The sequence below is a fragment of the Qipengyuania thermophila genome (assembly GCF_004153605.1).
GTDB lineage: Bacteria > Pseudomonadota > Alphaproteobacteria > Sphingomonadales > Sphingomonadaceae > Qipengyuania_B > Qipengyuania_B thermophila.
Genome location: NZ_SDSI01000001.1, coordinates 862,719 through 876,265, shown reverse-complemented (window position 1 = coordinate 876,265; position 13,547 = coordinate 862,719). Strand labels below are relative to the sequence as shown.

General features: G+C 70.1%; 11 protein-coding genes. 4 read left to right on the top strand and 7 right to left on the bottom strand.

Annotated elements, in window-relative coordinates; all coding sequences use genetic code 11:
- Positions 1-45 precede the first annotated feature (45 nt).
- Positions 46-2,352, bottom strand: a complete 2,307-nt coding sequence (locus ETO60_RS04245; RefSeq protein WP_130002907.1) for a CDC48 family AAA ATPase — start codon at positions 2,350-2,352, stop codon at positions 46-48.
- 294 nt (positions 2,353-2,646) lie between these two features.
- On the opposite strand from ETO60_RS04245, the gene ETO60_RS04240 reads away from it, so the two are divergent.
- From ETO60_RS04240 to ETO60_RS04225, 4 genes are read left to right on the top strand one after another with little or no spacing between them, the layout of a single operon-like run.
- A complete protein-coding gene (locus ETO60_RS04240; protein ID WP_130002905.1) occupies positions 2,647-3,372 on the top strand; it encodes a CoA transferase subunit A in 726 nt (241 codons plus the stop codon).
- Complete coding sequence (locus ETO60_RS04235) at positions 3,372-4,391, top strand: HAD family acid phosphatase (RefSeq protein ID WP_130002903.1); 1,020 nt, start codon at positions 3,372-3,374, stop codon at positions 4,389-4,391. The genes ETO60_RS04240 and ETO60_RS04235 overlap by 1 nt, the downstream gene beginning before the upstream one ends.
- Positions 4,392-4,393: 2 nt before the next feature.
- Positions 4,394-5,053, top strand: coding sequence for a CoA transferase subunit B (locus ETO60_RS04230; protein ID WP_130002901.1), 660 nt, complete (start codon positions 4,394-4,396; stop codon positions 5,051-5,053).
- Entirely contained in the window at positions 5,050-6,195 is a 1,146-nt protein-coding gene (locus tag ETO60_RS04225; RefSeq protein ID WP_130002899.1) for a CaiB/BaiF CoA transferase family protein, read from the top strand. Before ETO60_RS04230 ends, ETO60_RS04225 begins: the two co-directional genes overlap by 4 nt.
- Positions 6,196-6,199: 4 nt before the next feature.
- Here ETO60_RS04225 and metK read toward each other — a convergent pair whose 3' ends face one another.
- From metK to hisS, 6 genes are all read right to left on the bottom strand, one after another.
- Positions 6,200-7,438, bottom strand: coding sequence for a methionine adenosyltransferase (gene metK / locus ETO60_RS04220; protein WP_130002897.1), 1,239 nt, complete (start codon positions 7,436-7,438; stop codon positions 6,200-6,202).
- Positions 7,439-7,478: 40 nt separating this feature from the next.
- Entirely contained in the window at positions 7,479-9,161 is a 1,683-nt protein-coding gene (lnt, locus tag ETO60_RS04215) for an apolipoprotein N-acyltransferase (protein ID WP_130002895.1), read from the bottom strand.
- A gap of 17 nt (positions 9,162-9,178) precedes the next feature.
- Positions 9,179-9,925, bottom strand: coding sequence for a DUF4167 domain-containing protein (locus tag ETO60_RS04210; protein ID WP_130002893.1), 747 nt, complete (start codon positions 9,923-9,925; stop codon positions 9,179-9,181).
- Positions 9,926-10,183: 258 nt separating this feature from the next.
- On the bottom strand, positions 10,184-11,056 hold the full coding sequence (gene prmC / locus ETO60_RS04205) for a peptide chain release factor N(5)-glutamine methyltransferase (RefSeq protein ID WP_130002892.1): 873 nt from the start codon (positions 11,054-11,056) through the stop codon (positions 10,184-10,186).
- Positions 11,049-12,116: a peptide chain release factor 1 gene (gene prfA / locus ETO60_RS04200; protein ID WP_130002890.1), complete on the bottom strand. Its 1,068-nt coding sequence runs from the start codon at positions 12,114-12,116 to the stop codon at positions 11,049-11,051. The genes prmC and prfA overlap by 8 nt, the downstream gene beginning before the upstream one ends.
- Positions 12,117-12,202: 86 nt before the next feature.
- A complete protein-coding gene (hisS, locus tag ETO60_RS04195; protein ID WP_130002888.1) occupies positions 12,203-13,480 on the bottom strand; it encodes a histidine--tRNA ligase in 1,278 nt (425 codons plus the stop codon).
- Positions 13,481-13,547 lie beyond the last annotated feature (67 nt).

Sequence of the window (13,547 nt, the reverse complement as noted above, 5' to 3'; positions counted from 1 at the left end):
GGCTTGTGACGGACACCCTCTCCGCCAGCGCCTTCCGTCTCCCGATCACCCGTGCTTGCGTTCGCGCAGCGGCTCGAGCATGCCCTCGGAGATGAAGCCGATCGTCTGCACCTGGGCGGCGCGGGCCTTCAGCTCGCCGCGCAGCTTGCGGTACTCGTCCTCCATCTGCGGCGTGACCGTGGCGCGGCTGTCCTCGAGCGCGGCGGCGAAGTCGGCGGCGGCGACCTGCGTCACCTCCCCGCCCACACGGCGCAGCGCCCCCAGCCCGGCGCGGCGCACCAGATCCTCGAGGTCCGCGCCGGTGAAGCGTTCGGTCTGTTCCGCCAGCCAGCCGAGCCGCACGTCATCGGCCAGCGGCATGTCGCGCGTGTGGATGCCCAGAATGTGTTCGCGCCCGTCGCGGTCCGGCGTCCCGACATAGACCAGCTCGTCGAACCGGCCCGGCCGCAGCAGCGCCGGATCGACGAGATTGGGGCGGTTGGTGGCGCCGATCACCACCACCGACTGCAGCTCCTCGAGGCCGTCCATTTCGGCGAGCATGGTGTTGACCACCCGGCCGGTCACCGACGGCTCGCCCTGCGAGGAACCGCGGGCCGGAACGAGGCTGTCGATCTCGTCGATGAACACCACGCACGGCGCCACGGCCCGGGCGCGCTGGAAGAGGCGAGCGATCTGCTGCTCGCTCTCCCCATACCATTTCGAGAGCAGATCGGACGACTTCATGGAGATGAAGTTGGCCTCCGCCTCGCGCGCGACCGCCTTGGCGAGCAGCGTCTTGCCGGTTCCCGGCGGGCCGTAAAGGAGGAAGCCCTTGGCCGGGCGGATGCCGAGCCGGGCGAAGGCCTGCGGGTTCTTCAGCGGCAGCTCGATGCCTTCGCGCAGGCTGTCGACGGCGTCGGTGATTCCGCCGATGTCGTTCCAGCCGACATTGGGCACCTCCACCATCACCTCGCGCATGGCGGAAGGCTGCACCCGCTTGAGGGCGTTGAGGAAGTCCTCGCGGCTGACGTGGAGGTCGTCCAGCACGTCCTGCGGGATCGTCCGCTCGTCGAGGTCGAGCCGCGGCATGATCCGCCGCACGGCGTCGATCGCCGCCTCGCGCGCCAGCGCGGCCAAGTCGGCGCCGACGAAGCCGTGCGTTCCGCGCGCCAGCTCGGCCAGGTCGACCCGCTCGCCGAGCGGCATGCCACGGGTGTGGATGGCGAGGATCTCGCGCCGGCCGTTCTCGTCGGGAACACCGATCACGATCTCGCGGTCGAACCGGCCGGGACGGCGCAGCGCCTCGTCGATGGCGTCGGGGCGGTTGGTGGCAGCGATCACCACAAGGTTGGCGCGGGCCTCCAGTCCGTCCATCAGCGTCAGAAGCTGCGCGACCAGGCGCTTCTCTGCCTCGCCGGGAACCTGGCTGCGCTTGGGGGCGATCGAATCGATCTCGTCGATGAAGATGATCGCCGGGGCCGCCTTGGTCGCTTCGTCGAACACCTCGCGCAGCCGCTTCTCGCTCTCGCCGTAGCCGGACCCCATGATCTCCGGTCCGTTGATGGTGAAGAAGCTGGCATCGGATTCGTTCGCGACCGCCTGCGCCAGGCGCGTCTTGCCCGTGCCCGGCGGCCCGTGCAGCAGCACCCCCTTGGGCGGGTCCACGCCGAGGCGGGTGAACAGCTCGGGGTACCGCAGCGGAAGCTCCACCATCTCGCGCAGCTGCTGGATCGTCTCGCCCATGCCGCCGACATCGTCGTAGTTGACGCTGGCGCGGCCATCGCGCGGCTCCTCGAACTCGGAGCGCAGTTCGACCTCGGTGTTCTCGTCGATGTGGACGACGCCCTTGGGCGTGGTCGCCACCACGGTGAGGCGGATCTGCGTCAGGGCGAAGGCGGGCGCGTTGAACATCCGCGCCACCTGCGGCGGCATGTTCTGCACCGACTGCTGCCCGGTCGTCGCCACAAGATCGCCCGCGACGAGAGGGCGGCGGAAGAAGTTGCGCTTCAGGGCCTGCGGCGGTCCCTGCAGCCGCATCTCGCGCTGCGCGGGGGCGAACACGACCCGCGTCGCCGGCCGGGACTGCGTCGCCAGCACCGCCACATGCTCGCCCGACCCGACCTCCGCGTTGGCGCGCTGAAGCCCGTCGAGGCGGATCACCAACAGCGCCTGGTCCTCGTCATAGGCAGCCATGGCAATCGCCGCGGTGCTGCGCTTGCCGCGGATCTCGATGACGTCCCCCTCGGTGATGCCCAGCGCCTGGAACGCGCTGCGCGGGAGGCGGGCGATGCCGTGTCCGCTTTCCTCCTGCCGCGCGGGCGCCACCTGCAGCCGCGCGGTCCGTTCCCCCAAAGCAGTGTCAGCGTCGGCCATCCGTGGTCCACTTCCTGTGCGCAGTCTCGGTATCCAAGACTAACTAGGATGCGCGGCATCGGTTGCCTAGCTACGCTCCGGGACAGGAGGCGCCGGCCACGAAAAAGCCCGGCCGCTTGCGCAGCCGGGCTGATGAGTTTGGGAGAGGATGCCTGAAAGGCTCGATCTTTGTGCCGCAGCGCAGCAATTTGTGCAAGTGCTAAAAGCTCAACAATCGTTGCGTTTTGCGCAACAAAGGGGGTGGCCGGGCGAGAATAGTGACAGGTGACGGCGGCCGCGATAGAGCGGCGGTCCATGAGCAAACTCTATCCTGACGCCCGCGCCGCCCTTGACGGTCTGTTGCGCGACGGCATGCTGATCGCCAGCGGCGGCTTCGGGCTGTGCGGCATTCCCGAGCGTCTGCTGGACGCCATCCGCGACAGCGGCGTGCGGAACCTGACCTTCGCGTCCAACAATGCCGGCATCGACAACGAGGGCATCGGCAAGCTGCTGCGCACGCGTCAGGTGGCCAAGATGATCTCCAGCTATGTCGGCGAAAACAAGGAATTCGAGCGGCAGTATCTGTCCGGCGAGCTAGAAGTCGAATTCTGTCCCCAGGGCACGCTGGCGGAGCGGATGCGGGCCGGCGGCGCGGGGATCCCGGGTTTCTACACCAGGACGGGTGTCGGCACGCTCGTCGCCGAGGGCAAGGAAGTGAAAACCTTCGACGGCGAGGACTACATCCTCGAATGCGGGATCTTCGCCGATCTCGCCATCGTCAAGGCCTGGCGGGCCGACGAGACCGGCAACACCGTGTTCCGCAAGACCGCGCGCAACTTCAACGTTCCGGCCGCCACGTGCGGCAAGGTGTGCGTCGTGGAGGTGGAGGAGATCGTCCCGGTGGGCAGTCTCGATCCGGATTGCATCCACCTGCCGGGCGTTTACGTGCAGCGCCTTGTTGTCGGTGCGCCCTACAACAAGAAGATCGAGTTCAGGACGGTGCGCGAGCGGCCGGACGCCGGCCGGCAGGAGGCACGCTGATGCGCGTCCTCGTCGCCTTAGCCGCCGCGCTCGCGCTCGGCGGCTGCGCCACCGGAGCGGTGCTTGCCGATCAGGTGGTGGCGCCGGCACTGGACCGCGCCCTGCAGACCCGCAGTCACGTGGCCGACGGACCGGTGCTGACCCTGCCGCCCGTCACCGATGGCGTGCAGCGATCGGCCGAGGCCACCGCCGACGCCCGCCCGGTCCCGCTCGGCACCCGGTGGCTGTACAGCTCGGCCGAGGCCGCCGCGGTGTCGCTGCAGGCCTTTCGCCAGCTCGGCGACTATGTGCGCGCGCGGCAGGCCGCCCAGCCGGCGGCTTCGGTGCTGCTCGGCCTGCCCGGCCGGCCGGACGGGCTGGGCACGGAAAGCTGCCTGCTGCCGGGCGGCGGCCGCAAGCCGCCGGCGGTGATCTTCGACGGAGACGAGACGCTGGTTCTCAATCGCGGCCACGAATACTGGCGCGCGACATCCGGCCAGCCCTTCGACCCGGCAGTCTGGGCCGAGTGGGAGCGGACCGGCAATCCGCAGCTCGCCGCGGTGCCGGGCGCGGTGGCGGCGGTGCGCGCGCTGCGGGAGGCGGGGATCACCCCGATCATCAACACCAACCGGGCGCTGGAAACCGCCGCAGACACGGTCCGCGGCTTCGCGCAGCTCGGGTTCGGCGATTACATCGTGGGCGAGACGATCTTCCTGCGCGGCATGGACGCTGCCGGCAGCGACAAGGATCCGCGCCGCGCCCGGATCGCCGCGCGCTACTGCGTGCTGGCGCAGGTGGGTGACAATCTGGGCGACTTCGCCGACCTGTTCAACGAGCGCGAACTGGGGGCGCAGGAACGGCGGCGCATCGCCCAGCGCGGCGAGGTGGCCCAGCTGTGGGGCAATGGCTGGTTCGTGCTGCCCAATCCGGTCTACGGCGCCTTCGACCGGGGCGGCATCGCGGACGTGTTCCCGCCCGATGCCCGGTGGCAGCCGCAGACCACCCGCTCCGCACCCGACATCATGAGCCGAGGCAACTGACGATGACCGAGACCGCCACCCTAGCGACCGGCTGGACCCGCGACCAGATGGCCGCCCGCGCGGCGCAGGAACTGCGCGACGGCTACTACGTCAATCTGGGCATCGGCATTCCGACGCTGGTCGCCAATCACATCCCCGCCGGCATGACGGTCACGCTCCAGTCCGAAAACGGGATGCTGGGCATCGGTCCGTTCCCCTACGACGACGAGGTGGACCCGGACCTCATCAACGCCGGCAAGCAGACGATCAGCGAGCTGCCCCACTCCGCCTATTTCGACAGCGCCCAGTCGTTCGCCATGATCCGGGGCGGGCACATCGATCTCACCGTGCTCGGAGCCATGGAGGTGGCGGAGAACGGCGACATCGCCAACTGGATGGTGCCGGGCAAGATGATCAAGGGCATGGGCGGGGCGATGGACCTCGTCGCCGGGGTCAAGAAGATCATCGTCGTCATGGACCACACCGCCAAGGACGGCAGTCCCAAGTTCATCCCGCGCTGCACCCTGCCGCTGACGGGCACGAACGTGGTGGACATGATCATCACCAATCTGGCCGTGTTCCAGCGCCCGGACCATTCCAGCCCCTTTCGCCTGCTGGAGTGCGCGCCCGGCGTCAGCGCGGACGAGATCGCCGCCAGGACCACCGCGCATTACGTGACGTGACGGACTGGCTCGCCGCCCCGCGCGCGGCGGATGCCCCGCTTGCCGGTCTGCGCGTGCTCGAACTCGCCCGTGTGCTGGCCGGACCGTGGGCGGGCCAGACGCTGGCCGACCTCGGCGCCGACGTCATCAAGGTCGAGGCGCCCGGCGGCGACAACACCCGCGCCTGGGGTCCGCCCTACATCCGCCGGCCGGACGGGCGGCAGGAGGCCGCCTACTACCACGCCTGCAACCGGGGCAAGCGCGGCATCACCGCCGACTTTCGCGAGGCCGGCGACCGCGCCCGCGTGCAAAAGCTCGCCGCAGGCGCGGACGTCCTGATCGAGAACTTCCTGCCCGGCACTTTGGAGAAGTACGCGCTGGACTACCCCTCCCTGTCCCGCGCCAATCCCGGCCTCGTCTACTGTTCGATCACGGGCTTCGGGCAGACCGGTCCGCGCGCGGCGGAACCGGGCTACGATTTCGTCATCCAGGCGATGAGCGGGTTCATGGCCCTGACCGGCGAGCCGGATGGCGAGCCGATGAAGCACGGCCTTGCCATCTCGGACCTGTTCTGCGGCATCTACAGCGTGAGCGCCATTCAGGCGGCGCTGCTGATGCGCGCGCGCACGGGCCGCGGCCAGCACATCGACATGGCCCTGTTCGACTGCTCGGTGGCGCTGCTTGCCAACCAGGCGCTGGCCCTGTTCGCCACCGGCGACGATCCGCCCCGCATGGGCAACGAGCATCTTCAGGTCAGCTGCTACGGCGTGTTCCCCGTGGCGGATGGCGAGGTCGTGCTCGCCCCCGGCAATGACGGGCTGTTCCGTCGTCTGGCGGCGCTGCTCGCGCGTGATGACCTGCTCGACGATCCCCGCTTTGCCACCAACGCCGCCCGTCTGGCCAACCGGGACGCGCTGCGCGAGACGCTGTCGTCCACCACGCGGCGCTGGTCGCGGGCCGCGCTGCTCAAGGCCTGTGCGGCGGCGGGCGTTCCCGCCGGGCCGATCAACACCGTGTCGCAGGTGTTTGCCGATCCGCAGACCCTCGCCCGCAGGCTGAAGGTGGAGGTCGGCGGCCTGCCCGGGCTGCGCAGTCCGTTTGCGTTCTCGGACGCACGGCTGGCGCTCGACCGCCCGTCCCCGGCGCTCGGCGAGGACGACTGACCGCTCAGGCGCCCGTCAGCGCCCGCAGCTCGTCGACCAGGTCGCACCGCTCCCACGGGAACCGGTCGCCCTCGGCCGGCCGCCCGAAGTGGCCATAGGCGGCCGTGGCGGCATAGATCGGCTTGTTGAGGCCAAGATGGGTGCGGATGCCCCGCGGCGTCAGCCCGCCGAGCCGGTCGAGCCGGCCAATGGCCCGCTCCAGATCGGCGTCCGCGACCGTGCCGGTGCCGTGCGTGTCGACATACAGCGACAGCGGCTCCGACACCCCGATGGCGTAGGACAGCTGGATGGTGCAACGCTTGGCCAGCCCCGCCGCCACGATGTTCTTGGCCAGATACCGGGCCACATAGGCGGCGGAGCGATCGACCTTGGTCGGATCCTTGCCGCTGAAGGCACCGCCGCCATGCGGGGCTGCGCCGCCATAGGTGTCGACGATGATCTTGCGCCCCGTCAGGCCCGTGTCGCCGTCCGGACCGCCGATCTCGAAGGCGCCGGTGGGATTGATGTGCCAGATGGTCGCGTCCGACAGCCATCCGTCGGGCAGAACCTCGCGCACGACCGCCCGGACATAGTCCTTGAGCTGCGCGTCCCGCTCTCCTTCGTGGTAGCCGGACTTGTGCTGCGTCGACACGACGACGGCCGTGCAGGCGACCGGCCGGCCGCTCTCGTAGCGCAGCGTCAGCTGGCTCTTGGCATCCGGTTCGAGAAACGGCGCCGCGCCCGACTTGCGGTCGCGGGCGAGCCGTTCGAGGATCTTGTGGCTGTAGTCGAGCGTCGCGGGCATGCAGTCGGGAGTTTCGTCGCAGGCGTAGCCGAACATGATGCCCTGATCGCCGGCACCCTCATCCTTGTTGTTTCCATCCGTGCCGGCATCGACGCCCTGCGCGATTTCGGCCGACTGGCCATGCAGATGGTTCTCGAACGCGAGCGTTTCCCAGTGGAAGCCCTCCTGCTCGTAGCCGATCTCCCGGACCGTCTGGCGCACGACCTGCTCGATCGCATCACGGGCACCGGGCGCCCAGCCGTGCGTCTCCGGATGGCGGACCGGATCATAGAGCGGAGCGCAGCGGATTTCCCCCGCCAGGATCACCCGCTGCGTCGTGCACAGCGTCTCGCACGCCACCCGCGCTTCGGGATCGTGCGCAAGAAACAGGTCGACGACGGCGTCGGAGATCTGGTCCGCGACCTTGTCCGGGTGCCCTTCGGAAACGCTCTCGGATGTGAACAGATAATCGGTCCGCATAAATATCCCGATATAAAGAAGTCTTTATGTCTGCCTGCTCCTAGGCGCGCCGCAGCCGCATGGCAACCACCGATCCGGCAAGAAGGGTCAGTGTCCAGAAGAGGGTCAGTCCGTGACCGAACCGGGCAAACAGGGTTGGGGGCGCCGGCGCAGGGATGCGCGTGTCGATCCGCGCTGCGCGGTGCATGGGGATGTGGTGCCGCACGACGCCATCGGCAGAGATGATCGCGCTGATCCCGGTGGTCGTCGCCCGCAGCACCGGCAGCCCCTCCTCGATCGCGCGCAGCCGCGCCTGGGCAAGGTGCTGCGGCGGACCCCAGGCACCGAACCAGCCGTCGTTGGACGGGTTGAAGATGAACTGCGGACGGGCGGCGCGGTCGACGACCTTGCCGGAGAAGATGATCTCGTAGCAGATCTGCACCCCCGCCTGTCCCCATGGTCCAAGTTCGAGCGTCTGCGGCCCCGGACCGGGAATGAAGTCGAGCGCCCCTGCCACGAGCCGCGTCGCGCCGAGCGGCTCCAGCAGCCAGCGCAGCGCCAGATATTCGCCATACGGCACGAGATGCGCCTTGACGTAGCGGCCGCGCAGCGTGCCTTGGGCGTCGATCACCGTCACCGCGTTGTAGGCCCCGACGGCTCGGCGGTAACCCGTCTCGTCGGCGCGGATCTCCAGATCGACGGCGCCCGTCAGCAACAGGCTTCCCTCCCCGATCGCCGCACCGATCCGCCGCCGGGCAAACGCCGGGTCGCCGCCGGCCGTGAGCTGGTCGTAATAGCGCTGGGGATAGCCGTCGCGCAGATAGTCGGGCACCGCCGATTCCGGCCACAGCACCAGCCGCCGCTCGCCGGGACGGAGCGGGCGGCTCAGCGCGGCGATGCGGGCGAACTGTTCCTCGAACAGCGCCGCGTTGTTGAGATCCTGTTGGCGGATGTCGGGTTGCACCAGCGTCACGGGCAGTCCGTCAGCGGACGTATCGGTCGCGGCGGGCCAGAACATCCCCGCGGCCAGCAGGCCGAAGGTGAGCGCCAGGACACGCCACCGGCGTTCCGACACAAGCAGGGCGAGATATCCGGCAATCACCACCGCCAGCCCGGACAGGGCATAGGTGCCCATCACCGGCAGCACGGCCGCAAGGCCCGGCCGGTCGAACCCGCCCAGCATCGTCAGCGAGAACGGTGCCCAGGCATAGCCGGTGAACACCCAGCTTTTCAGCCATTCCGCCACGATCCAGCAGGCGCCGAACAGCCAGATCAGCCCCGCAGGCCCTCCCCGCCCGCGCCACAGGCTCCACGCCGCCAGCGCCGCCAGCCCCGGGTAGACTGCGAGGTAGAGCGAGAGCAGCGGCACCGCGACCCAGCCGAGCGCCGGCGGCATGCTGGCCTGATAAGTGAACGCCGTGGCGATCCAGTTGTTGGTCAGGGTGTAATGCGCCAGCCCGAACAGCCAGCCGAGCAGGAAGGCTTCCCGTCCACGCCGCGCCTGGCTCAGCAGCAGCACGAACAGGCCCATGGCGACAAGCGCCAGCGGCCAGAGGCGCAGGGGCGGAAAGCCGGTCGCCGCAGCCGCGCCGAGCCCAAGAGCCAGGCCGCGCGGATAGCGGTGCAGCGCCCCGCCGAGCAGCGGCGCGCGCCTATCCTCTCCCGCATCGACAGGTCTGCGGAGCGCCTCGTGCGGGCGGTGCGCGGTTCCGGCCGGCCGCACCTCGGGATCACCGGCGCGCATCGCCGCAGGTCAGCGGATCAGCCGACCGCGCCTACCGGACTGCCGTCGTCCTGCGTCACGGCGCGAACGCGGCGCCGGCGCGGCGTCGGAAGCGGCTCTGCGCCGCCCTCGTCCTCCGTGTCGACACCGCGGAACGCCGGCTGCAGCACGGCCGCATCGACCGCTCCCTGCTCCGCGTCGTCCTCGCCCGGCGCCGGCGCGACACCCGCGCGGCCGGCGCGCGGACGAGCAGTCCGCACCGTGTCCGACCGGCCGCGGCGCGGGCGGACGGCAATCTCGCCCTCATGCCCCGGCACGCCTTCCTCCGACGGGAGCGCACCGTTTCCGAACACGCCATCGTCGGCCCGGCCCGGCGCAGGCTCGTCCGCGGGCACGGCCGGCTCATCCGCCTCGGTCCGGGACGGGCGCCGGCCCCGGTCGCGCCGGTCGTCGCGGGTGTCGAAATCATCCTCGTCGGCGTCGAACCGGTCACCTCCCGGCCGAGGGTCGCGCCCCTCGTCACCGCGCCGCGCCCGGTTCTCGTCCTGCCGCATCCGCGTGTCGGCCATGACCCGATAGTAGTGGTCGGCGAACTGCAGGTAATATTCCGCCTGGACCCGGTCGCCGTTGTGCTGCGCGTCCTGGGCAAGCTTCTTGTACTTCTCGAGCATCTGCGGAGCGTTGCCGCGCGCCCGGCTGTCGATGCGGTTGACCTGTCCGCCACCCTGGCCCTGCGGCCGGTTGCCGCGGCCGCGCCGGCGGTTGCTGCGATTGTTGTTGTTCAAAGGAGGTTCTTCCTTGTTGGGACCTCAGGGTGCCGCGCCAGCGGCGGCGGCGTGCCCCGCGTCCGTCTCTCTCGCCCTCACGCGGGCGCGCCATGCGCCGCGCCGCACCCCCAGCCGTCTGACCCGGCCTTCGGAAGAAGGCGCGCGGCCCACCGATTTCGGAGCTGCCCGGTCCGTCGGCGCTGTGCGCTGCGGAGCGGTCACGAACAGAAGTAGCGACGGCGTCAGCCTTTGCCAAGACCTTTCCGCCATGCCCATTCAGGGACATGCCGCCCGGCGAAGCGCCACGAGACGCGGGCGGCCGCCGAGGTCGTGCCGCACCTCGCCGCGCCATCCGCAACTCTCGGCCAGCGCCAGCACCGCGCCGCCCTGCGCGTCGCCCGTCTCCAGCAGCACGGCCCCGCCATCGGCGACCAGCGCATCCAGCTGCGGCACGAGCAGCCGATACGCGTCGAGCCCGTCCGCGCCGGCGAAGAGCGCCCCGCCCGGTTCGAAGTCGCGCACATCGGCGGGCAGCGGCGCTCCCGTCGGCACGTAGGGCGGATTGCACAGCACCAGATCATGACACCCCAGCGTGTCCGACCACCCGAGGCAGGACCAGTCCGCCGCGACGAAGCGTGCCCGCTCTTCCAGACACAGCGCGCTGGCGTTGCGCCTCGCCACGGCGAGCGCGGCGCCGCTGCGGTCGAGGCCGGTGCCGCGCGCGTGCGGCACGTGGGCCAGCACCGCCAGCAGCAACGCACCCGAGCCGGTGCCAAGGTCCAGCACCCGGCGCGGAGGCGGATCGAGCGCCAGCGCCGCGTCGACCAGCACCTCGCTGTCGCCCCGGGGAATGAGGACGTCGGGCGTGACTGCGAAGGCGAGGCCGTAGAACTCCTGCTCGCCGGTGATGTAGGCCACCGGCTCGTGCCGGGCCCGGCGGGCGACAAGCCCGGCAAAGCCTTCCGGCACCGCCTCGCGCGTATGCCGCAGCAGGAGGTCGGAGCGGCTCACACCAAGCGCATGGGCCATCAGCAGCTCGGCATCGAGGCGCCCGGTCGGAGAGGTGGCGGCCAGGTGTTCGGCTCCCTGACGCAAGGCCGCGGCGATGCTGCTGGTGCCGTGTGTCCGCCCGGTCGCGCGATCACTCATCGGCCTGCGCCAGCCGCGCCGCCTCGTCTGCCGCGACGAGCGCGTCGACGAGTTCGCCCAGCCCCGGACCGGCCAGGATGTCGGGCAGCTTGTGCAGCGTCAGGCCGATGCGGTGGTCGGTCACGCGCCCTTGGGGAAAGTTGTAGGTGCGGATGCGTTCGGACCGGTCGCCGCTGCCGACCATGGCGCGGCGCGCCTCCGCCTCGGCGCCCTGCGTCGCGGCACGCTGCGCCTCGAACAGCCGCGCGCGCAGCACCTGCATCGCCTTCTCGCGGTTCTTGTGCTGGCTGCGCCCGTCCTGGCAGGTGACGACGGTGCCGGTCGGAAGGTGGGTGATCCGCACCGCGCTGTCCGTCGTGTTGACATGCTGCCCCCCGGCCCCGCTCGCGCGGTAGACGTCAACCTTGAGGTCGGCAGGATCAATGGCGACGTCGATCTCGTCCGGTTCGGGCAGCACGGCGACGGTCGCGGCGCTGGTGTGGATGCGCCCGCCGCTTTCGGTCTCGGGCACGCGCTGCACCCGGTGGACGCCCGATTCGAACTTGAGCTTGGCGAACACGCCGGCGCCGGTCACGCTGGCGACGATCTCCTTGAACCCGCCGATGTCGCTCGCGTTCATCGAGACCGGCTCCACCCGCCAGCCCTGCTCGGCGGCGAAGCGTTCATACATGCGGTACAGGTCGCCGGCGAACAGGGCCGCCTCGTCCCCGCCGGTGCCAGCGCGGATTTCCAGCATCGCGGGCCGCGCATCGGCGGCGTCGCGCGGCAGCATGGCCAGGGCGAGCGCGCGCTCCTTCTCCGGCAGCGCGGCGCGGATGCGGGCGAGATCCTCCTCCGCCATGGGCCGCATGTCGGGGTCGGCCAGCAGCTCCTCAAGCGCCTTCATCTCCGCGCGCATCGCCTGCACTTCGCGGGCGGTGCGGGCGACGGGTTCCAGCTCGGCATAGTCCCGCGACGCCTGCACGAAGGCGTCACCCTCCAGCACCCCGCTCGCCAGCCGCGCCTCGATCTCGGCGAAGCGGCGGGTGATCTGGTTGAGGCGTTCGGGAGGGATCTGCACGTTGTTCCAACACTCCGTCGCCCCGGACTTGATCCGGGGCTAGGCTTCTTACCTGCCGGCGTCGCAAAAGGAAGCTGGACCCCGGATCAAGTCCGGGGTGACGTCGTGGGGTTAGAGAAAACCTTCTCGTAAAGCAGGTCACCTAGTCGATCCACTAGGACTTCATCGTTGCTGCGGATGGGAGCACCCATCATGCCCTGCGCGCCGATGGAGAGGATAGCGCGCGGGTTAGCTTTTGCCGCCTTATCAAACCGCTTACGTGCAGACCCGCTGGCGATCAACTCAGCCGACAATCCCTCCTCGCGTAGAACACGCAGCGCGGCGAAGCTTTGAGCCATGCGCTCATCATCCTCCACCACTACGATCACATCAGCCGGAACATCTCCCCGCTCACCCACCAGCATCGCCAGCCGCTCGATGCCGGCGGCCCAGCCCACCGCCGGGGTCGGCGGGCCACCGAGCGATTCCATCAGCCCGTCGTAACGCCCCCCGCCCAGCACCGTGCTCTGCGCGCCCAGCGCCGCCGCCGCGGCCGACCCTTCGTCCGGCACGAACTCGAAGGCGGTGTGGCGGTAGTAGTCGAGACCCCGGACGAGGCTCCGCGCCCGTGTCCAGCCGACGCCCGCCGCGTCCAGCCCGTCCGTCACCTGTTCGAAGAACCGCAGCGCCTCGTCAGACAGGAAGGTGTCGATCGTCGGCGCCTCCGCCACGAAGCGCCGGTCGGCCGGATCCTTGCTGTCGAGGATGCGCAGCGGATTCTTTTCCAGCCGGGCTCGCGATTCGGCGCTGAGGTCGCCCGCCACCTCGCGGAAATAGGCCACCAGCGCGCTGCGCCACCGCTCGCGGCTGTCCGCGTCGCCCAGCGTGTTGAGATGCAGCGTCACGCCCGTGATGCCGAGATCGCGCAGGACATGGTCGGCCATCGCCAGCAGTTCGACATCGGCCATCGGCTCGGCGGCTCCGAGGATCTCCGCGTCGATCTGGTGAAACTGGCGATAGCGGCCCTTCTGCGGCCGTTCGTAGCGGAACAGCGGACCGTGGGTCGCCACCCTCAGCGGCGCGTGCTGCTGCCACCCGTTCGTCAGGTAGGCGCGGGCGATGCCGGCAGTGAATTCGGGCCTGAGGGTCAGCGAGTCCCCGCCCCGGTCCTCGAAGGAATACATTTCCTTGGAGACCACGTCGGTCGTCTCGCCGATGGCGCGGCTGAACACCTCCGTGCGCTCGAACACCGGCATCTCGACCCGGCGGAAGCGGTAGAGCTTGCGCACGCGTTCGAAGGTGTCGACGACGAAGGCGAACGCCTCCGCCTCGGCGCCGAAGATGTCCTGCGTGCCGCGGATGGCCTTGGGGGTGGAGGGCTTCATGTCGCGTGCGCGCTTAGCGTCTCGTGCCGGCACGGAAAAGCATTCGCGTGTTGCGGCGCAGCACCGC

Excerpts from the sequence above, each read along its gene's own strand:
- ETO60_RS04245 (WP_130002907.1), bottom strand. The coding sequence starts at position 2,352 with ATGGCCGACGCTGACACTGCTTTGGGGGAACGGACCGCGCGGCTGCAG.
- ETO60_RS04240 (WP_130002905.1), top strand. The coding sequence starts at position 2,647 with ATGAGCAAACTCTATCCTGACGCCCGCGCCGCCCTTGACGGTCTGTTG.
- ETO60_RS04235 (WP_130002903.1), top strand. The coding sequence starts at position 3,372 with ATGCGCGTCCTCGTCGCCTTAGCCGCCGCGCTCGCGCTCGGCGGCTGC.
- ETO60_RS04230 (WP_130002901.1), top strand. The coding sequence starts at position 4,394 with ATGACCGAGACCGCCACCCTAGCGACCGGCTGGACCCGCGACCAGATG.
- metK (WP_130002897.1), bottom strand. The coding sequence starts at position 7,438 with ATGCGGACCGATTATCTGTTCACATCCGAGAGCGTTTCCGAAGGGCAC.
- lnt (WP_130002895.1), bottom strand. The coding sequence starts at position 9,161 with ATGCGCGCCGGTGATCCCGAGGTGCGGCCGGCCGGAACCGCGCACCGC.
- prmC (WP_130002892.1), bottom strand. The coding sequence starts at position 11,056 with ATGAGTGATCGCGCGACCGGGCGGACACACGGCACCAGCAGCATCGCC.
- hisS (WP_130002888.1), bottom strand. The coding sequence starts at position 13,480 with ATGAAGCCCTCCACCCCCAAGGCCATCCGCGGCACGCAGGACATCTTC.